Below are 20656 nucleotides of genomic sequence, written 5' to 3'. Positions count from 1 at the left end.
TTCCAGGTGCCGCGCACCCCGGTGAGGGGCGGGCGCGTCAGCCTCGGTCGTTGCCGATCAGTTTAGGAGCAGGTTCCCGGCGCTCCTCGTCGAGCGTCCTGATTCCGCCCCAGGCTAAACGGAAAATCCGGTCCTGGACCTCTTCGCGTGTGCCCGCTTCCGGGTGGCGGGTCCAGAACACAGCGGAGGTCTGGACCAGGTGCACGAGGCCCCGGGACAGCATGGTGGCCTGGGCCGGTGGCATGCCCGCTTTGGGTCCGAGCACCGCGGCCACGGCCACGGCGACCCCCTGGTAGAACTCGTCCAGTTGCGCCGCGACCTCGGGGAAGGACATGAGGTCCGCGCTGAACACGAGTCGATGGGCCTCCGGCTGGCTGTTCACGAACTCGAAGTGGGTGTCGATCACGTTCTGCACCCGCGCCTTGTTGGTCTCGGCGCTGGCCAGGGACCGCTCGAGCTTCTCGGACAGTTCCGCGAGCGTGAACTGCACGAGCGCCAGGAACAGGTCCCGCTTACCCGGGAAGTGCTGGTAGAGCACCGGTTTGGAGACCCCGGCCGCGGCGGCGATCTCGTCCATGGAGGTCGAGTGGTAGCCGCCTTCGGAGAACACCCGCAGTGCCGTGCTCAACAGCTGCTCCCGCCGCTGGTCCCGGGTCATGCGAGGGGCCCGCGTGTGGCCGGTGGGCGCGGGCGCGTCGCGTGCATCGGGAGCGTTCATGGGGTCCTCCTCTGTGACGGGCCCTCGCCCGTCGTGGCTTCAACCGGCCGCGCGGGGACGGGGGGTGTCTGAGGGGGATCGTTCAGCGAGGGGATCCCGATCCGCGGGGAGGGTCTGCGGTGGCGCGACCTCCAGACCGAACAGCGCTTCCAATCCGGAAATGTATTCGTCCGCGCGGCCCTCCGCGGCGAGCTGACGGGCACGGACGGTGGGGATGTGCAGCAGTGAGCGGACCATGCGGCGCATGGCCATCTCGATCTGTTCCTCCGCGCCGGTGCAGCCGTGGTGGGCACGGACCTTCTCGAGTTCGGTGTCCAGCACGGCCATGGTGTGCTTGCGTAGCGCCACGATGGCCTGGTCCATGGTGCGGGCGTTCTGGGCCGCCGCGAAGCCCTGGGCGGCCTCGTCCACGATCTCGCGCGCCGCGCTCACGGACTCGCGGGTCTCCTCGGGTGCGGCCACGCGCACCGATTCCAGGGTGATCAGCTCCGCGTCCGGCAGGTCCGCGACGGCGGGGTCGAAGTCCCGCGCGAGCGCGAGGTCGATCACGGTGCGCGGTCCGCTCGGGAAGGCGGACGCCGGCATAGGGGCGGAGCCGCCCGAGCAGCCGATCACGACGTCCGCGCGGCGCAGTGCCGCCGGCAGCTCGACCTCCGTGACGGGGGAGCCGCCGCGCTGGTCCGTGAACTGCTGGGCGCGTCCGGAACCGGAGTAGACCTCGATGTCCGCGCAGCCGCGGTCGCGCAGCGCGGCCATGGTGGCGCCGGCGTACGCGCCGGTGCCGAAGATCAGGGCGTGCCGGTCGGGCCAGCTGCCGCGGGTGATGTCGTCGGCGAGGTCCAGGGCCACGGACACGATGGAGCGTCCCCGCTCACCGAGGCCGGTGCGGGCCCCGACCTCACGTGCGGTGCGGGCGGCGGCCTCGAACAACTGCACGAGGTGTCCCGAAGCGGTGCCGGACTGGCGGGCCTGGTTCAGCGCGCGGCGGACCTGTCCGGTGATCTCACGCTCGCCCACCACGGCGGACTCCAGACCGGAGACCACGGTGAACAGGTGTTGCGGCACCTCGGTGCCGTGGTAGGTGTCCATGGTCTCCAGGACGAAGCGTTCGTCCAGCCCCGCGCGCTCGGCCACACGTTCGGCGAGCTGCTGCTGGGCCAGGGCGACGTCGCGGGTCCCGTCCTCGGGCAGCTCACCGTAGAGTTCGAGCCGGTTGCACGTGGACAGCGTGATGGCCCCCGAGAGCGCCCCCTGGGACACGGCTTCCTCGGCCACCCCGAGAGCCCCCGTGCTCAACCGTGCGACGGTGTTGAGGTCGACGGAACGGTGCGATGCGACAAGACAGAAAAGAACCACAATCCGGCCATCCTAGACGAATTCATCCTGGCTCGCTCAGCATAACCACTGGGCGCGCCCGGCGCAGAGATTGCATTCCCGGCGGACACTACGTCATCAAAACCGGCGGGCTCCTTTGGCACAATGGGGCCATTATGGCTTCCCAGAATGATCGCACCGTAGAATCCCGCCGCGCCGAGTCCCCCCATGATCCCGCCGCGGCCACGGAGCCGGGCGGCGATCACGCGTGGGAGCAGCGCATCGCCGCGCTGCCCACCGAGCACCCGCTGCGCTCGGCGGGAGTGGCCGACTCCCCCCTGATCAGTACCCTGCGGGGGCTCCCCGCCGCGCACACGCCCGTGTGGTTCATGCGTCAGGCGGGTCGCTCGCTGCCCGAGTACCGCGCCGCCCGGGAGGGCACGGGGATGCTCGAGGCGTGCCTGAGCCCGGAACTCGCCGCGGAGATCACCCTGCAGCCGGTGCACCGGCACGGCGTGGACGCGGCCATCTTCTTCTCCGACATCGTGGTGCCCATGAAGCTCGCCTCGGTGGCCGTGGACATCGTGGCCGGGCGCGGCCCGGTGCTCGACCACCCCGTGCGCACCGCCGCGGACGTCACCGCGCTGCCCGAACTGCCGGACTCGGCACTGGACCCGATCCGCGAGGCCGTGGCGCGCACGGTCGCCGAGCTCGGGGACACCCCGCTGATCGGTTTCGCGGGCGCGCCGTTCACGATCGCCGCATACGCCGTGGAGGGCGGGCCCTCGCGCGACCACTTGCGCCCGCGCACCATGATGCACGCGGACCCCGCGTCCTGGACCGCTCTGGCCGAGTGGGCCGCGCGCACCTCCGGAGCGTTCCTGCGCGCCCAAGTGGAAGCGGGGGCCTCGGCCGTGCAGTTGTTCGACTCGTGGGCGGGCTCCCTGTCGCTCGCCGACTACGAGGCGCACGTCCAGCGCCACTCCGCGGACGCGCTCGCCGCCGTGGTGGACCTGGGGGTACCGCGGATCCATTTCGGCACGGGTACGGGCGAGCTGTTGGCCGCCATGCGGGACGCGGGAGCGGACGCCGTGGGTGTGGATTACCGCACCCCGTTGGACGTCGCATCGCAGCGTCTGGGTGGGCGCACCGTGGTGCAGGGCAACATCGATCCCGCGCTGCTCGCCGCCCCGCGGGAGGTGTTGCACGAGCACGCCCGCGACGTTCTGCGCCGCGGTCGCAGCGCCCCCGGTCACGTGGTCAACCTGGGCCACGGCGTGCCGCCGGAGACGGACCCGGACGTACTGAGCGAACTGGTGACCTTCATCCACAAGGAGACTCGGTGACAACTTCCCCCGGTGCCCAGCGGCGCACCGCGCCACGGCGTCCTCGCACGGCTCTCGTGGTGGGCGGCGGCGTCGCCGGGTTGACGGCCGCCCGTGACCTGGCGCGCGCCGGTCTGCGCGTGACCCTGGTCGAGGCCTCGGACCACTTCGGCGGCGCCGTGGGTGCCCACGAGGTGGCGGGACTCGTCCTGGACTCCGGCGCGGAATCCTTCGCCACACGCTCGGACGCCGTACCCGATCTGCTCGAGGAACTCGGGCTCTCCGACCGCGTGGTCACCCCCCATCCCGCGGGCTCCTGGTTGCAACTCCCTGAGGGCGCGGTGCCCGCCCCCAAGTCCGGGGTGCTCGGGATCCCCGCGGACCCCACCGCACCGGAGCTGCGCAAGCCCCTGGGCCGGGCGGGCGTGGCCCGTGCGCGCATGGACAGGGCGCTGCCGGCCCGCGTGGGCGCGGGGGAGCGTTCCATCGGCGGTCTCGTGCGTGCCCGCATGGGCCAGCGCGTGCTGGACCGGTTGGTCACCCCGTTCGTCTCCGGGGTCTACTCGACCCACCCGGACGAACTCGACGTCGACGCCGTGGCCCCCGGTTTGCGCGCCCGCTTGCGCGAACTCGGCAGCCTGGGCGCGGCCGCGGGTGCACTGCGCACAGCGAGCCCCGCGGGTGCGAACGTGGCCGGTCTCGACGGCGGGATGAACCTGCTCAGCGAACGGCTCGTGCGGGACGCGGAGCGGTTGGGCGTCAAGCTCGTGACCCGCTACGACGTCATCGCCCTGGACCGCGACCCGCGCAGGCCCGGGTGGATGGTGATCCAGCGCCAACCAGTGAACGGGGACAAGACGGCCGTGGCCCGCGGGGAACTGCTCGTGATGGCCACGGACGGACCCACCACGGTGCGCTTGCTCGGCACGCAGGTCAGCGACGTCCAGAACTTCACGCCTCGCTCGGGGCCCCGGATCGCGCTCGCCACCCTCGTGCTGGATTGCCCCGCCCTGGACAGTGCACCCCGCGGGACCGGTCTGCTCGTGAGCGACGACGTGCGCGAGGTGCGCGCCAAGGCCCTGACCCACGCCACGGCCAAGTGGAAGTGGGTGGCTCGCGAGGCCGGGGAGCACCGCCACGTGGTGCGGTTATCCTACGGCCGGGCCACCCCGCGTGGATCGGGCCCCTCCCCGGAGGTCACGCTCGAGGACAAGCACCTCATCTCGCTCGCCCTCGGGGACGCGAGCACACTGCTGGGCGTACCGATCGAGCCGGAACAGCTCGTGGGCGCGGACGTCGTGCGGTGGCACACCGCCCTGCCGCGCACGGACGCGGGTCACAGCGCCCGCGTCACGGGGTTCCGCCGGGCGCTCAAGGACGTCCCGGACGCCGCGGCCGTGGGGGCGTGGCTGTCCGGTACGGGACTCGCGGCGGTCGTCGCGGACACCCGCCACCAGGTCAGGACCCTGCTCAAGCACCACGGGTTCGACGTGACCCCGAACTGAGGGACCGCCGCGCGCGGGACCGAGCCGTGCGACGTCGTCCGCGCAGCCCGGGCAGTTCTGCGCGGGACGAGAACCACCGAACGTGAACAGAACGAGAAGTCGAAAGGGAGCACACACGATGAGTGAGCACGCAACCGAGGCACGCCAGGACGCGGCACAGGCCGGCGGGGACACGCTGTACTGGGCCGGTTACACGGTGTTCGAGCGGACGGGTGAGCGCCCGCGGGACGCGGACTCGCAGGCCAACCGCAGCGCGTTCGACGAGCTGGTGAAGGACCTCGAGGGTCGGGGCGTCACCGTGCGCGGCGTGTACGACGTCTCCGGGATGCGCGAGAGCGCCGATCTGATGCTGTGGCTCACGGGCAAGGAACCGGACGCCCTGCAGGCCGCGATCCGGCAACTGCGCCGTCAGCCGCTGCTCGCGGGCACCCGGCAGTCCTGGAACGCCATGGGCGTGCACCGCGAGGCGGAGTTCACGTCCAACCATTCGCCCGCGTTCGCGCGCGGTGCGGAGGCTGGCGCGTGGGTGTGCGTCTACCCGTTCGTGCGCTCCTACGAGTGGTACTACATGAACCCGCAGCGCCGCGGGGAGATGCTCAAGAACCACGGCATGAAGGCCCGCGAGTACCCGCAGGTGCTCGCCAACACGATCGCGTGCTTCGGGCTCAACGACTTCGAGTGGCTGCTGGCCCTGGAGGCCCCGGAGCTCGTGGACCTGGTGGACATCATGCGCCACTTCCGCAACACCGAGGCACGCCTGCACGTGCGTGAGGAGACCCCGTTCTACACGGGGCGCCGGATCACCACCCACGAGATTGCCGAGGTGCTTGACTGAGATGACTGACACCCGAGAGACCAATGCCCTGAGTGCCGAGCGCGCCAACGCGCCGCACAGCTTCGACGCCCTGATCCTCTCCTCCTTCGGCGGGCCGGAGGGTCAGGAGGACGTGATCCCGTTCCTGCGCAACGTCACGCGCGGCCGCGGCATCCCGGACGAGCGGCTCGAGGAGGTGGCCACCCACTACCGTGCGAACGGCGGCGTGAGCCCCATCAACGCCCAGAACCGGGCGCTGCGCGATGCGCTCGAGGCCGAGCTGCGGCGTCGTGGTGTGGAGCTGCCCGTGCTGCTCGCCAACCGCAACTGGGACCCGTACGTGGCGGACGTTCTGCGCGAGAGCCACGAGCGAGGGTACCGGGACCTGCTGGTGCTCGCCACGAGCGCGTACTCCGGGTACTCCAGCTGCCGCCAGTACCGGGAGGACTACGGCGTGGGCCTGGAGGAGACGGGGCTGCAGGACGAGCTGCACGTGGAGAAGATCCGGCAGTACTACGACTCCGAGGGTTTCCTGCGCCCCTACGCCACCAAGCTGCGTGAGTCACTGGAGGCTCTGCGGCAGCGCACGGACGGTGCGCTCCGCGTGCTGTTCACGACCCACTCGGTGCCCATGACGGACGCGCACGCCGCGGGTCCCGAGCGCATGGACTTCGAGGGGGACTCCGCCTACGTGGCGCAGCACCTCGCGGCCGCGCGTTGGATCGTGGAGCAGGCGGGAGAGGAGATGAGCGGCGTGGAGTGGGAGCTCGTCTACCAGTCCCGCTCCGGGCCCCCGAGCGTGCCGTGGCTCGAACCGGACATCTGCGACGTGATCGAGGAACTGCCCGGTCAGGGCGTCACGGGCGTGGCCGTGGTGCCCCTGGGCTTCGTCTCCGACCACATGGAAGTGATGTGGGACCTGGACACCGAGGCCCGCGACGCCGCCGCGCACGCGGGGCTCGAGTTCGAAAGGATCCCCACCGCGGGGACGGACCCGGACTTCGTCGCGGCGCTCGCGGATCTCGTGGAGCAGCGCCTGGGCACGCCCACCGCGCCCCCGAGGCTGTCGGTGTGTTCACAGGGCACATGGTTCGACAACTGCGCCCCCGACTGTTGCGTCAAGGTCCTGCGCGGTCAGGACGCACCCCGTCCCACGATCGCCCAGCGACCCGTGGGGGAGCCCATCCCCGTGGGCCTGGACGAGTCCGGGGACGTGACCTACCGATGAGCGGCGCCGATTTCACCGTGGGCACCCGCGGTTCGCAGCTGGCCATGACGCAGAGCCGCTGGGCCGCCGAAGCCTTGGCCAGCGCGAGCGGACTCGACTACGAACTGGTCACCGTGCGCACCGAGGGCGACGTGCTCACCGGGCCGCTGTCCCAGTTGGGCGGTACAGGGGTCTTCGCCACGGCGTTGCGGTCCAAGGTGCTCGACGGCGCCGTGGACCTGGCCGTGCACTCCCTCAAGGACTTGCCCACCGCGGCGGTCACGGGGCTCACCATTGCCGCGCTGCCGCAGCGTGAGGACCCGCGGGACGCCCTGTGCGCCCGTGACGGTCTGACCCTCGACGAACTGCCGGAGGGCGCGGCCGTAGGCACGGGCTCGCCGCGGCGCGTCGCGCAGTTGCGCGCGCTGCGCCCCGACCTGCGCATCGTGGACATCCGCGGCAACGTGGGCACGCGGCTCAACCGCGTGGCTCCCGGGGACCCGGGGGACCTCGACGCGGTGGTGCTCGCGGCGTCGGGCCTCAAGCGCCTGGGCCTCGAGGGGCGGATCACCGAGTACCTGGATCCGCACCGGATGCTGCCGGCCCCGGGCCAGGGTGCGCTCGCGCTCGAGGTCTCGGCGGAACTCGCGGCGGACTCGGGTCTCGCGACCGGTCTGGCCGCGGTGGACCACCTGCCCACGCGGCTCGCGGTCACCGCGGAGCGCTCGGTGCTGGCTCGCCTCGAGGCGGGCTGCGCCGCACCTGTGGGAACCTTCGCACGCCTCGTGGACGGTGATCTCGAACTGGACGTCGTCGTGGCGAATCCGGACGGCTCCGAGGTCATGCGCCGCACGGAGTCCGCGCCGGAACCCTCGGTCGAGGCCGCGCGGGCTCTCGGTCAGCGGGTCGCGGATGACCTGTTGGCCCACGGCGCGGACCGGTTGGCACGGTTGAGCCTGTGACCGCGGCGCGCGTGCTCATCACCCGCGACCCCGCTTCCGCGAGCGCCCTGGCGGCGCTGCTGCGGGAGCGCGGGTACGAGCCGTGCGCCTCGCCCCTGCTCGAGGCCCAGTTGCCGTCGGACGTGGAATCACTGCGGGAGCTGCTGGCCGAGGCCACCGGCCCGAGCGGTCCCACGTGGTTGTGCGTGACGTCCGCGACCACGGTGGCGGCGCTCGCCGCGGTCGCCCCCACCCCGCAGTGGGGTGCCGCGCTCGACGCCGCTCGGCGGCCCTCCGCTCGTCACCGCACCGAGGCCGGTGGGCCCGCCCTGCGGGTCGCCGCGGTGGGCGAGGCGACCGTCCGCGCGCTGGGGGAGTATGGTGTGGGCGTGGATTTCGTCCCCGCGCGCGTCTCGAGCGCGGCGGGCATGCTCGCCGAGTGGCCCGAGGAGCACCCGGATGCATCCGGGGCCCCGGTGCGGGCCCTCGTGCCGGTCTCGGCGCTCGCGTCCGACGCCCTCGTGAGCGGACTGCGGGAGCGGGGGTACGACGTCGTGCGGATCACCGCGTACGACACCGTCCCGGCCCCGGCGGACCGCCCGCTGCGCGCACCCGGTGCCGGGACCGCAACCACACCGGAAGCCCCCGAGGAATGGGGCGCCGACGCCGCTCGGGCCGCGTGCGCGTCCGGTGAGCTGGCCGCGGTGGTGGTCACGGCGCCGTCGCGCGCGGACGCCCTGCTGGAGGGCATGACGCCCGCGGCCGCCACGGCGTGGATCGCGATCGGGGAACCGACCGCCCGCGCGCTGCGGGCCCGCGGAGTCGACCCGATGACCTCCGCGCAACCGACCCCAGCGGCCCTGGCCGACGCCGTGTCGCGGGCGCTGGGTGAGCCGGACACTTCGGCGCCGGAGCGGGACGATCACGCCGAGCCCGCGACGACCCGCCCCTCGACGACTCAAAGATTTCGATGATCAGGAGATGTGAACCATGACCGACCATGACGTGTCGTACGACCTCGTGTCACGGCCCCGCAGACTGCGCAGTACCCCGGCCATGCGCCGGTTCACCGCGGAGACCCGCGTGACGCCGTCCGAGCTGATCCTGCCCGTGTTCGTCAAGGAAGGACTCGACGAGCCGCAGCCCCTGGCCTCGATGCCCGGTGTGGTGCAGCACAACATGGACTCTCTCAAGCGCGCGGCCGCCGAAGCCGTGGAGCTGGGGCTGGGCGGCTTCATGTTGTTCGGGATCCCGCAGACCCGCGACGCAGAGGGCTCCGCCGCGCTGGACCCGGACGGCATCCTCAACCGCGGGATCCGTGCCGTGCGTGACGAGGTGGGGGACGACATCGTGGTCATGTCGGACCTGTGCCTGGACGAGTTCACCGATCACGGCCACTGCGGTGTGCTGGATGATCAGGGCCGCGTGGACAACGATCGCACCCTGGAGATCTACGGCCGCATGGGCCTGGCCCAGGCCGAGGCCGGCGCCCACATGCTGGGACCCTCCGGGATGATGGACGGCCAGGTGGGCGTGATCCGCGCGGCACTGGACGCTGCGGGCCGCGAAGACGTGTCGATCCTCGCCTACAGCGCCAAGTACTCGTCCGCGTTCTACGGCCCGTTCCGCGAGGCCGTGGACTCCACGCTCACGGGTGACCGCAAGACCTATCAGATGGATCCTGCGAACCGCCGGGAGGCCCTGCTGGAGCTGCAGCTGGACCTGGACGAGGGCGCGGACATGGTCATGGTCAAGCCGGCCATGAGCTATCTGGACATCCTGCGCGAGGTCGCGGACGCGTCCCCCGTGCCGGTCTCGGCGTACCAGATCTCGGGTGAGTACGCGATGATCGAGGCCGCCGCGGCGAACGGCTGGATCAACCGCGACGCCGCGATCTGCGAGTCCGTGCTGTCCATCAAGCGCGCCGGGGCCAACTCGATCCTGACCTACTACGCGACCGAGCTCGCCCGCTGGTTCCACGAGGAGAACGGCAGGTAACCCCAGAACCCCCGCGCCCGCGCCGTCGCGCGGCACGGTCCCACCGGGAGAGCCTCCCGGCGAAAGGAATGAAGTGATCTCATGAGTGTTTCGCAAGAACTGTTCGACCGCGCCCAGCGCGTCATGCCCGGGGGCGTCAACTCGCCCGTGCGCGCGTTCAACTCCGTGGGCGGTACCCCGCCGTTCATCGCCGCGGCCAAGGGCCCGTACCTCACGGACGTGGACGGGCGCGAGTACGTGGACTTGGTGTGCTCGTGGGGCCCCGCGCTGGTCGGTCACGCGCATCCCGTGGTCACGGAGGCCGTCCACGAGGCCGTGGAGCGCGGTCTCGGTTTCGGCGCCACCACGCGCGGTGAGACCGAACTCGCCGAGCTCGTGGTGGACCGCGTGGCCCCGCTCGAGGAAATCCGCATGGTCTCCACGGGCACCGAGGCCACCATGACGGCGCTGCGCCTGGCCCGCGGGTTCACAGGTCGCGACCTGGTGGTCAAGTTCGCCGGGTGCTACCACGGTCACGTGGATTCGCTCCTGTCGGAGGCCGGTTCCGGTGTCGCGACCCTGGCCCTGCCGGGTTCCGCGGGGGTCACCGAGGCCACCGCCGCCCAGACGCTCGTGGTGGCCTACAACGACGTCGCGGCGCTCGAGACCGTCTTCGCCGAGCACCCCGGTGAGATCGCCGCGGTGATCACCGAGGCCGCTCCGTGCAACATGGGCGTGGTCACCCCGGAGAACGACTTCAACGAGCACATCCGTCGGATCACCCGGGACAACGGCACCCTGATGATTCTGGACGAGGTTCTCACGGGCTTCCGCGTCCACGAGGCCGGGTACTGGGGGCTCAGCAACCAGAACGGTGAGGACTGGGTCCCGGACCTGTTCACGTTCGGCAAGGTCATCGGCGGGGGACTGCCCACCGCCGCACTGGGCGGGCGCCGCGAGATCATGGAGTACCTGGCCCCCATGGGCCCGGTGTACCAGGCGGGCACGCTGTCCGGGAACCCCGTGGCTATGGCCGCGGGGATCGCGACGCTCAAGTGCGCGGACCGGATCGCGTATCAGACCATCGACCGCCGTTCCGAGCAGCTGCAGGCGGGGGTGCACGAGGCCCTCGATGCCGCCGGGGTCGATCACTCAATCCAGGTGGCCGGCAACCTGTTCTCGGTGGCCTTCGGGACCGGTGCCCGCGGGGTGCACGACTACGCGGACGCCAAGGCCCAGGAGAGCTTCCGGTACACGCCGTTCTTCCACTCCATGCTGGATGCCGGGGTCTACCTCCCGCCCTCGGTCTTCGAGGCGTGGTTCCTCTCCGCGGCGCACGACGATTCGGCCATGGACCGGATCCTCTCGGCCCTTCCCGCCGCGGCTCGTGCGGCAGCGGAGGCTCGACCCGCCGAAGGCTGATCCGCTCCGCCTTTTCTGTACGCCTTTTCCTGTACGACGACGGCGCGGCGCCGCCCGGGTGGTTCCCGGCGGTGCTGCGCCGTCGTCATTGCGCAGTGCGACGGCCGCGGTCGTGTGCGTGACGGTCGCTGTAGCGGTGCGGGTGGGGTCAGGGGTGCGAGCGGTCCCAGGGGCGCGGGTGGACGGGCCACGTGCCGTCCACCACGGCCTCGGGATCTCGGCGCCGGAAGTACTCCTGCAACGACGCCGCTTGCTCGGCTGCCCAGCCGATCTGCAGTTCGTGCAGCTCCTCCGCGGGTCGTTCGAGCTCTGCGAACCGTTCGACCAGGGCGGTGGCGAGCCGCTCGGTGGCCAGTGCATCCGCGGCGGAGGTGTGTGCGGCATCCAGGACCACGCCGTACTCCTCGCACAGTGCGCCCAGCGTCCGCTTGCCGCGGCGGTAGCGGTGCACCTGCTTGTTGAGCACGAACGGGTCCAGCACGGGCATCGGGGCCGGGGCGGGCAGACCGTGGCGCTCGCTCTCTCTCGCGAGGACCGTGAGGTCGTAGGCGGCGTTGAATGCGAGCACCGGGATCCCCGCGCGCCACAGCCCGCTCAGCACGTCGTGCAGTTGCGCGGTGACCTCCGCGGCGGGGCGGCCCTCGGCGCGGGCCCGCTCGGTCGTGACGCCGTGGACCGCGGCGGCCTCCGCGGGGATCTCGATCCCGGGATCGGCGAGCCACTCCCATTCCCGCGTCACGGTCCCAATGGCGTCCACGAGGACCACCGACGCCGTCACGATCCTCGCCTCCTGTGGATCCCGCCCCGTGGTCTCGAGGTCGAACGCCGCGCGCTCGCCGGCGGTCCACGACGGCGCGGCGCCGACCTCCCTGCGAGCCGCCCCGTGGGGGACGGTTGCTGCGGTCGCCGCGGGCTCGGCGGCGTCGTCGCCGGCGGTCTGTGCTACTTCGGACGCGCGGTCGCGTGAGGGCGCGGAGCGGGTGTCGGCAGCGTTGTCCCGCGTGAGTTCAGGCGCGGGCTCGGGCGCGGCGTCGAACAGCGTGGGCTGCTCGGGCTGCGGCGCGGAGGGCTCCTCGGGGTCCGCCGCGGGTGGCGGGGGCGGCACGTCGAAGAGTGCGGGCTGTTCGGTGTCACCTGTGTCGTGCGGGGAAGCCATGCGACCACGGTACCGGTCGGTGCGCGGGCCGTTATGCGTGTCGGATGACCGTGATGTGATCACCACATGCGAACGCAGCGTGAACCGTCTTGGCGCGTCCTCCCGCCCCGCGGTGTCGAATCCGGCGGGGCGGACCCGGAGCTGGACCCCGCGCAACGCACCGTCGTGGAGCTACCGGCCGACCACGGGCCGGTCCTCGTGCTGGGAGCGCCCGGGACGGGGCGCAGCACGGTGACCGTGGAGGGTGCGGTGCGACGGATCGTCGAGGGAGCCGATCCGCAGCGCCTGCTCGTGCTCGCGCCATCGCGTGAACTGGCGGCCACGCTGCGGGACGAGATCAGCCGCCGTGCGCGCGCGACCATCAGCACGCCGCTCGTGCGCGCGTGGCAGGCGTACGCGTTCGACGTCCTGCGCCGCGCACAGGCCCAGGACCTGTTGTCCGGGGTCACCACCACACCGGTGTTGTTGTCCGGGCCGGAACAGGACGCGTTCCTCGCGGAGATGATGCGCGGGCACGCTGCCGGGTACGGCAGCCCCGTGGTGTGGCCCGCGGAACTCGATCAGGCGCTCGGCACGCGCGGCTTCCGCGGCGAATTGCGCGAGCTGTTCGACCGCATGAACGAATACCGCCTGGCGCCCGACGTTCTGGCGCGCTGGGCGCAGCCCCTCGGTCGCCCCGAGTGGCGCAGCGCGGCGGCGTTCCGCGCCGAGTACCAGCAGATCCGCGCCCTGCGCATGCCCAACGCCTTCGACCCGTCCGAGCTCGTGGACCGCGCGGCCCGCGTCCTCGAGGAGAATCCGGATTTCCTCGCCCGGGAACAGGACCGGTTGGACGTCGTGCTCGTGGATGACCTCCAGGACGCCACCCCGTCCGCCCACAGGCTCATTGGCGTGCTCACCCGGGGCCGGGACGCCGTGTTCACCGCCAATCCGGACACCACCGTCCAGGGGTTCCGCGGGGCCCGTCCGGACCTGTTGCGCACGCTCGAGGACCGGGTGGGCACCCCCGCTCGGCCACTGCAGCGCTTGCAGCTAGGCACGAGTCACCGCATGCCACTGCGGGTCAAAGAGGCGTGGCAGCGCGTGGCGCGGGCCATCTCGGTCGTACCGGGGGCCCGCGTCCAGCGCGCCCCCGAGCAACCCCGTGCGACCGAGCACATCGCCTCCCAGGCAACCGACGCCCACACAGCCGACGCCCTCCACGCCGCCGACGACGCCCACCCTGCCGACGACGCCGCAGCGCCGGGTTCGGTGCGCGCGGCGCTCTTCGATTCGCCCACGGCCCAGGCGCGCTGGTGCGCGGACCACTTCTTGCGTTTGCACGTTTTGCACGGCGTGCCCTACCGGGACATGGCGGTGATCGTGCGCAGCGGTTCTCAATTGTCGGCGCTGACCCGGCAGCTGTCGGCGCTGGGCGTGCCCACGACCACGTCCGCGGCCGAGACCCCCTTGCGCGAGGAACCCGCGGTGATCCCGCTGCTGCATGCCCTGCGCTTGTTGCTCGCGGCGCAGGATGCGGTCGCGGAACCGGACGGAGCACTTGATCAGGAAGCACAGGAGGCCGGCCCGGGCCGGGGTGGGCAACCGGGCGACGATCCCGATTCCGCTTCCGGAACGTCGATGGAGGGCTCGGAGGCCGAGGACGCGGACCGTGAGCGGGCCGCCCACCGATCCATGCTCACGGCCAGTGCCGCGGTGGCCCTGTTGACGTCGCGGATCGGCGGGGCGTCCCCCATGGAGGTGCGCCGGATCCGCCAGAAACTGCGCGGTTACGAGCTGCGTACCGGTGGTGGACGCACGAGCGACGACCTCCTCGTCCAGGCGCTCGCGGACGGTGTGTTGCTCGAGCTCGCGGAGGTGCACTCGGATTCCGCGGCGCGCGTCGCTGACATGCTCCAGGCCGGTCAGGAGGCGCTGGACGAGCCCGGCGCCACCGCTGAATCCGTGTTGTGGGCCCTGTGGGACGCGTCCGGGGTCGCACCGCGCTGGCGGCGTCGTGCCCTGGCCGGGGGAGCGGAGGCCGTGCGGGCGGACCGGGACCTGGACGCAGTCGTCGGACTGTTCGAGGCCGCCGAACGGTTCGTGGACCAGGTCCCGGGCGCCACGGCACGGGCGTTCATGGACTACATGGACCACCAGGAATTGCCCATGGACACCCTGGCGGCCCGAGCACCGGCGGAGGACAACGTCTCGGTGATGACCCCCGCGGGGTCGGCGGGCCGGCAGTGGGCGCACGTGGTCGTCGCCGGGGTGCAACAGGGGGTGTGGCCCAACACCGCCCTGCGCGGTCAGTTGCTGGGAACGGACGTGCTCACCGACGCCCTGGACCACGGGCCGGAACAGGCCACACGGTTGAGCGCGGTGGACCGGTTGCGGCAGGTGCGCTTCGACGAACTGCGGCAGTTCGCCACGGCCGTCTCCCGCGCCACGGCCGGCCTCACGGTCACCGCGGTGGCCAGCCAGGACGAGCAACCGTCCGAGTTCGTGGACCTCGTGGCCGGTGGGAGCCGCGACGATCCCGGCATCTCCGTCGAGGAACTGAGCGCACCCGAACCCCTCACGTTGCGCCAGCTCACGGGTGCGCTGCGCCGCACCGTGCAGCAACCGGACGCGGCCGCCCACGAACGAGAGGCCGCCGCGCGTCTGCTGCATGATTTCGCCGCGCTCGCAGAGCCCGTACCGGGTGCCGCACCCGAGCAGTGGTGGGGCCGCAACGCTTTGTCCACCGAGGACGCGCTGTTCGCACCGGACGAGGCGGTACGGGTCTCCCCGTCCACGATCGAGACGATCCACCGCAGCCCGCTCGACTGGTTCGTGAGCGAGGCCCATGCCACCGAGGTGACCGATCTGCGGCGCAGCCTGGGAACGCTCGTGCACGACATCGCCGAGCGACTCCCGGACGCCGACAGCGTCGAGTTGATCGCGCACCTGCGCCGCCGCTGGCCCTCCCTGGGCATGCCCCACGGCTGGACGGGGGAGCAGGAGCTCGAACGCGCGGAGAAGATGTTGCGTAAGTTCGCGCAGTACTCGCGGGAGATGCGCTCCGAGCACGGGCGCGAGCTCGTCTCGGTGGAGGGCAGTTTCGAGGTCCTGGTGCGCAGCGAGGCCCGGGACGCCCTGCTGACCGGGCGCGTGGACCGGCTGGAGGTGGACGCCCACGGGCGCCACGTCGTCGTGGATCTCAAGACCGGCAAACACCAGCCGACCAAGAAGGACATCCCCGAGCACCCGCAGCTGGGCGCGTATCAGGTGGCATTGCAGGCCGGCGCCGGGCGGGCCATGCAGGAGGCCTCCCGCACCGAGGATCTGCATGAAACCCGACGTCCGGAGCGCATCGAGCTGCCCGAGGGCGCCGTGTCCGCCCAACCAGGGGGAGCGCTGCTCGTCCAGCTCGGCGGCCCCGCGGCGTCGCCCGGTGTGCAACTCCAGGACCCCCTGGACGAGGAACACCGCTGGGCGCGGGACCTCATCACGCAAGCGGCCCTCCTCGTGGCGGGCACGCGATTCGAAGCGCGGCACACCGCGGATCAGGAGGCCGGGTTCGGGATCCGGTGCTCCGTCCCGTGGCTGTGTCCGCTGTGCGCCCAGGGAAGGCAGGTCACAGAGCAATGACCCAGCAGGATTCCGCCCCCCAGCCCCGCTCACCGCAGGACGTCCGGTACTCCCCGTACGAGATCGCGGAGGCGCTCGGGGACTTCCCGCCCACCGAGCAACAGGCCGCGGTGATCGCGTCCCCGTTGACCCCACGACTGGTCGTGGCGGGCGCGGGCTCGGGTAAGACGACCACCATGTCCGATCGCGTCGCGTGGCTTGTGGCCAACGGGCTGGCCCGCCCGGACGAGATCCTCGGGGTCACCTTCACTCGCAAGGCCGCGGGCGAACTGTCCCAGCGGATCAACCAGAAGCTGCGGAACCTGCGCCGCGCGGGACTCATCGACGAGTCCGAGGACGACGACGCCCCGGCCGCGGCGCAGGAGCCCACGGTCAGCACGTACCACTCCTACGCGAACTCGCTCGTACGCAGTTACGGGCTTCGGCTGGGCGTGGAATCGGACACCGTCCTGCTCGGTCAGGCCCAGGCCTGGCAACTCGCACACGACCTCGTGCAGAGCTGGGACGGCCCGTTGCCCGCGACCGTGCCCGCCGCATCCACGCTCACCACGGGTCTCATGCAGTTGGCGTCCGAGGCCTCGGAGCACCTCGTGGAACCGCGCCGGATCCACGAGTTCGTGGGCCGGCTGCGTGCGATGTGCCTGGACACCCCTCCGGACGGGCGGAAGAAGTCCCCGGGGCGCAAGGTGCAGGACGCCGTGCGCCGGATGGAGCAGACCGAGGTCCTCGCGCAGCTCGTAGAGCGCTTCCGCGCGGCCAAGCGCGTGGACTCGGCGCTCGACTACGGCGATCTGCTGGCACTCGCGGCACGGATCGTGCGGATGGACCCCCACGCGCGCGCGGTCGAGCGGGAACGTTTCTCGGTGGTCCTGCTGGACGAGTTCCAGGACACGTCCCACGCCCAGTTGGCCCTGTTCTCGGGATTGTTCGGGGAGGGGCACTGCGTCATGGCCGTGGGCGATCCCCAGCAGTCCATCTACGGCTTCCGGGGGGCGTCCTCCGGCCAGCTGTTCAGTTTCGTGGAGAACTTCCCGGTCCGGGGGTCCTCGGACGTGGAGCCGTCCCGGTTCGCGGACACGAGTTTCCTCACCACGGCGTGGCGCAACAGCCTCGCGGTCCTCGAGGTGGCGAACGCCGTGGCCGAGCCGCTGCGCACCCCGCCCGCGTGGAGCCGTTCCGCGGCCACGGTCGAGGTCCCGCCGCTGGACCCGGCGCCGGGTGCGGTGCGCGGTCGTGTGCGGGTGAGCCGCTACTTCACGGACACCGAGGAGGCCCAGGCCGTGGCCGCGTCGATCCACGACCAGCGGGCCGCGCATCAGGGCCAGGCCCCGGACGAGATGCCCACCATGGCCGTGCTGTGCCGCAAACGCGCGCAGTTCGAACCCCTGCGCCTGGAACTCGAAGCCCGGGACATCCCCTACGAAGTGGTCGGGCTGGGTGGGCTGTTGCACACCCCGGAGGTCGCCGACGTCGTCGCGATGCTCCACGTCCTCACCGATCCGGGCCGCTCGGACGCCCTCGCCCGATTGCTCGCCGGTGCCAGGTGGCGGCTGGGTGCACGCGACCTCGCGGCACTCGGCGACTGGGCCGCGGCCCTCGAGCGCGGCCACGAGCGGGCCGCGCGCGGCGAGGATCCGGAGCCCGCCGACGACGCGGCCACCACCGGCGAGAATGCCGAGGAGCCCGTGGTCATGGCGGACATCGTGGACCGCGCGAGCCTGATCGAGGCGCTCGAGACACTGCCCCCCGAGGGCTGGGTCTCCTCGCGCGGTCGCGGGATCAGTGCCGAGGGCGTGCGCCGGTTGCGCGCATTGCGCCGGGACGTGCGAGACCTGCGCAGTGTGCTCGGGGACGAGCTGACCACCGTGATCCACGAGGTCGAGACCGTGCTGGGCCTCGATATCGAACTCGCAGCGCTGCCCGGGGAGGATCCCGTGCACGCGCGGCGCAACCTGGACGGCTTCCACGACCAGGCGGTCCAGTTCACGGCCACGACCCGCACGCACGACGTCGCCGCGTTCCTGGACTGGCTCGAGGCCGCGTCCCACGAAGAGAACGGCCTGGAACTTCCGCCCGCGCACACGCGCCGGGACGCCGTACAACTGCTCACGGTCCACGCCTCCAAGGGCCTCGAGTGGGACCACGTCTACGTCCCCGGGCTCAACAAGAACGACTTCCCCTCCAAGAAGTCCTCCGCGTGGACCCTGGAAGCGGCCAAGCTGCCGTGGCCGTTACGGGGCGACGCCGCTCAGTTGCCCCAGTGGGATGCGCGCGTCTCGGACGTGCGCGAACTCGAGAGTTCTTACGAGGAGTTCGCGGAGGACGTCGAACAGTACGACCTCGCCGAGGAACGTCGGTTGGCCTATGTCGCGTTCACACGCGCCAAGTCCCTGCTCGAACTCTCCGGCAGCGTGTTCCGGGGCACCGCCCAGGAGGTCAAGGAGGCCTCACCGTTTTTGCTCGAAGCGCGGGAGTTGCTCGAGGGATCGAGCCCCGGTTTCGAGGCGGGTCCTTGGGTCGAGCCGGAACCGGATGCCACCAACCCGCAGCGGGACACCCGGGTCAGCGCGCTGTGGCCGTACGACCCCGTGGAGGGACCGGAACTCGTGCGCACCGAACGCTCCGCGGACGGCGAGCACATGGAAACCGTGATCGCTCCGGCACACCGAGGCCGCCGAGAGGTCATGGAACGCGCTGCCCGCGCCGTGGCCGAGCGCGGTTTCCCGGACACCCGCGAGCTCACGGACGAGGAGTTGGCACAGGGGCCCTCCGGTGACGTGGTCACGCGGTGGCGGCGCGAGGCCGAACTGTTGCTGGGTCGCCGCGCGGCGTCCGAGGAGGACCGCAGCGTGCACATGCCCTCCCACGTCTCGGCGTCCGCGCTCGTGGCCATGGACACCGATCCCGAGGGGTTCATCAGCAGTCTGCGCCGACCGATGCCACGCAAACCGGGCTCCGCGGCCCGGGCGGGCACGGCGTTCCACACGTGGGTTGAGAACTACTTCGGGGACTCCGCGATTTTCGACGCGGACGAACTGCCCGGTTCCGACGACTACGTGGACGAGGACCTGGACCTGCCCCGGCTCGCCGAGACCTTCCGGAACAGCCCGTGGGCGTCCCTGGAGCCCTACGCGATCGAACTGCCCGTGGAGACCCCGGTGGGGTCGCTCACGGTGCGCGGTCGGATCGATGCCGTGTTCCGCACCGCGGACGGCTGGGAACTCGTGGACTGGAAAACAGGGCGAATCCCGCACGGTCGGGAGCTCAAGCGCAAGTCCGGGCAGCTCGCGCTGTACCGGTTGGCGTTCGCGCGGTTGCACGAGGTCCCGGTGGAGCTTGTGTCGGCGGCGTTCTACTACGTGGCCGCGGACCAGGTGGTGCGTCCCCACGACCTCGCGGACGAGACGGAACTCGAGGCCGTGGTGAGCTCGCTCTACGAGGTGGGCGTGACGGATCCGGACGCCGCGGAGGAACCGCCGGTGGAGGAGCCGCGCTCGCCGGAGTGATGGTCGGGGGACAAGCCGTCATCGCTGGGGTGACCGTCCGGGGCGGAGTCGTCGTCGAGGGCGCGGCCGTCGGAGTCAGTGCGGTCCACCGAGTCGACGTCGGAGTCGCCGGCCCGATCCGCACCGGACGCGGCGGCCGACGCGGTCGAGGCGGGCGGCGGACCGGCCACCCCCGGGGACGGCGACGCGCTGGCCCGCACGTCCGCCGCGAGGGTCGTGAGCATCCGCTGGGCGTTGTCCACCATGGACGTGATGCCCCGGTCCACACCGCGCACGAGCCATTCCGCGAGCGCGAACTCGGCCTTGAGGTGCGCGCGGCGCAACAGATGGCGGTCCGGGGGTTGGACGGCCGCCACGGAGTAGGCCTCTAGCACGGTGTCCGCGAACGCGGGGTCTGACATGCCCACGAGCCATGAGAAGTCCACGGCGGGATCGCCCACGTGCAGATCGCTCCACCCCGTGAAGGACGCGAGTGAACCGTGGTCCACGGTGATGTTGTCCTCGTGTAGGTCCCCGTGCACCACGCGCGTGGAGAACTGCCACAGCGTGGTGTCCTCGAGGGCCTCCTCCCACCGACGCAATAGGTCCCCGGGGATCAGCCCCGTGGTCGCGGCCTGATCGAGATCGTGGAGCATGCGCTTGCGGCACTGTTCGGCGCTGTAGGCGGGCAGGTCCGCGTCCATCACGAGCGCACGGGGCAGAGAATGAAGGCACCCGAGCGAACGGCCCAGTTGCACGGCCAGGGGGGCGCGCGGCGTCGCACTCGGGGAGGGCGTGTGCACGGGAGGTTCGGGATGTTCGTTCTGCCGCTGGAACTCCCGCAGGCTGAGCGTGTGACCCGGCAGGTGCGAGTAGACAAAGGTGCGCAACCCGTCCTGCGCCACGGACCCCGCGACCGTGGGCAGGTGGAACGGCAACCGCGAGCGCACGGACGGGGTGAACGCCTGCAACACCAGGTGCTCGGTCTCCAGGCGCATGCTCGCTTCGGTGTTCAGGGGACTGCGGACGCGCCAGCGGCGACCCTCGGAGTCCTGGACCACGCACGAGCGGAAATCCGCGGCGTCGTCGGGAGAAGGACCGGTGGCCACAGGGGCCACCCCGGGCACGGCCGCGGCCGCGACGGCGGCCAGCAATTCGGGGGTCGTTCTCACCTCACCCA

General features: G+C 71.6%; 13 protein-coding genes and 1 pseudogene. 10 read left to right on the top strand and 4 right to left on the bottom strand.

Translation table 11 applies throughout. The annotated features are described in order from the left end of the window. Positions 1-37: 37 nt before the first annotated feature. Both RF650_RS04130 and RF650_RS04125 read right to left on the bottom strand, forming a co-directional pair. Positions 38-718: a TetR/AcrR family transcriptional regulator gene (locus RF650_RS04130; RefSeq protein WP_098053933.1), complete on the bottom strand. Its 681-nt coding sequence runs from the start codon at positions 716-718 to the stop codon at positions 38-40. Positions 719-757: 39 nt separating this feature from the next. Further along, positions 758-2074 (bottom strand): glutamyl-tRNA reductase, encoded by a 1317-nt coding sequence (locus RF650_RS04125; protein WP_368814139.1) that lies wholly within the window; start codon positions 2072-2074, stop codon positions 758-760. Between the two features lie 134 nt (positions 2075-2208). Here RF650_RS04125 and hemE point away from each other — a divergent pair, with 134 nt between their 5' ends. The 8 genes from hemE (at position 2209) to hemL (ending at position 11223) form a co-directional block, all read left to right on the top strand. Further along, positions 2209-3378, top strand: a complete 1170-nt coding sequence (hemE, locus tag RF650_RS04120) for a uroporphyrinogen decarboxylase (protein ID WP_368814138.1) — start codon at positions 2209-2211, stop codon at positions 3376-3378. Beyond that, positions 3375-4862: a protoporphyrinogen oxidase gene (hemG, locus tag RF650_RS04115; RefSeq protein ID WP_085107679.1), complete on the top strand. Its 1488-nt coding sequence runs from the start codon at positions 3375-3377 to the stop codon at positions 4860-4862. Before hemE ends, hemG begins: the two co-directional genes overlap by 4 nt. A gap of 118 nt (positions 4863-4980) precedes the next feature. Beyond that, on the top strand, positions 4981-5697 hold the full coding sequence (gene hemQ / locus RF650_RS04110) for a hydrogen peroxide-dependent heme synthase (protein WP_098053941.1): 717 nt from the start codon (positions 4981-4983) through the stop codon (positions 5695-5697). A 1-nt stretch (position 5698) separates the two neighbouring features. Next, positions 5699-6904, top strand: a complete 1206-nt coding sequence (locus RF650_RS04105) for a ferrochelatase (RefSeq protein ID WP_368814137.1) — start codon at positions 5699-5701, stop codon at positions 6902-6904. Continuing rightward, positions 6901-7845 carry a hydroxymethylbilane synthase gene (gene hemC, locus RF650_RS04100; protein WP_368814136.1) on the top strand — a complete coding sequence of 315 codons (945 nt, stop codon included), beginning with the start codon at positions 6901-6903 and terminating at the stop codon, positions 7843-7845. The genes RF650_RS04105 and hemC overlap by 4 nt, the downstream gene beginning before the upstream one ends. Next, positions 7842-8798 carry a uroporphyrinogen-III synthase gene (locus RF650_RS04095; RefSeq protein ID WP_368814135.1) on the top strand — a complete coding sequence of 319 codons (957 nt, stop codon included), beginning with the start codon at positions 7842-7844 and terminating at the stop codon, positions 8796-8798. Before hemC ends, RF650_RS04095 begins: the two co-directional genes overlap by 4 nt. 16 nt (positions 8799-8814) lie before the next feature. Beyond that, complete coding sequence (gene hemB / locus RF650_RS04090) at positions 8815-9822, top strand: porphobilinogen synthase (protein ID WP_368814134.1); 1008 nt, start codon at positions 8815-8817, stop codon at positions 9820-9822. Positions 9823-9903: 81 nt separating this feature from the next. Then, the gene (gene hemL / locus RF650_RS04085; RefSeq protein ID WP_368814133.1) at positions 9904-11223 is read left to right on the top strand and encodes a glutamate-1-semialdehyde 2,1-aminomutase; all 1320 of its coding nucleotides are present in this window, start codon (positions 9904-9906) and stop codon (positions 11221-11223) included. A 148-nt stretch (positions 11224-11371) separates the two neighbouring features. On the opposite strand, the pseudogene RF650_RS04080 reads toward hemL, so the two are convergent. After that, positions 11372-12061 (bottom strand): annotated as a pseudogene (locus RF650_RS04080) (3'-5' exonuclease); the annotation flags it as partial. 384 nt (positions 12062-12445) lie between these two features. On the opposite strand from RF650_RS04080, the gene RF650_RS04075 reads away from it, so the two are divergent. Next, entirely contained in the window at positions 12446-15991 is a 3546-nt protein-coding gene (locus tag RF650_RS04075; RefSeq protein ID WP_131332611.1) for an ATP-dependent DNA helicase, read from the top strand. Further along, on the top strand, positions 15988-19497 hold the full coding sequence (locus RF650_RS04070; RefSeq protein WP_368814132.1) for a UvrD-helicase domain-containing protein: 3510 nt from the start codon (positions 15988-15990) through the stop codon (positions 19495-19497). The genes RF650_RS04075 and RF650_RS04070 overlap by 4 nt, the downstream gene beginning before the upstream one ends. On the opposite strand, the gene RF650_RS04065 is transcribed toward RF650_RS04070, so the two are convergent. After that, positions 19425-20648, bottom strand: a complete 1224-nt coding sequence (locus tag RF650_RS04065; protein ID WP_242670636.1) for a macrolide 2'-phosphotransferase — start codon at positions 20646-20648, stop codon at positions 19425-19427. The genes RF650_RS04070 and RF650_RS04065 overlap by 73 nt on opposite strands. Between the last annotated feature and the right edge of the window lie 8 nt (positions 20649-20656).

Origin of the sequence: Kocuria sp. CPCC 205297 (genome assembly GCF_040981035.1) — a bacterium.
GTDB lineage: Bacteria > Actinomycetota > Actinomycetes > Actinomycetales > Micrococcaceae > Kocuria > Kocuria marina.
This window is presented reverse-complemented; position numbering and strand designations above follow the sequence as displayed.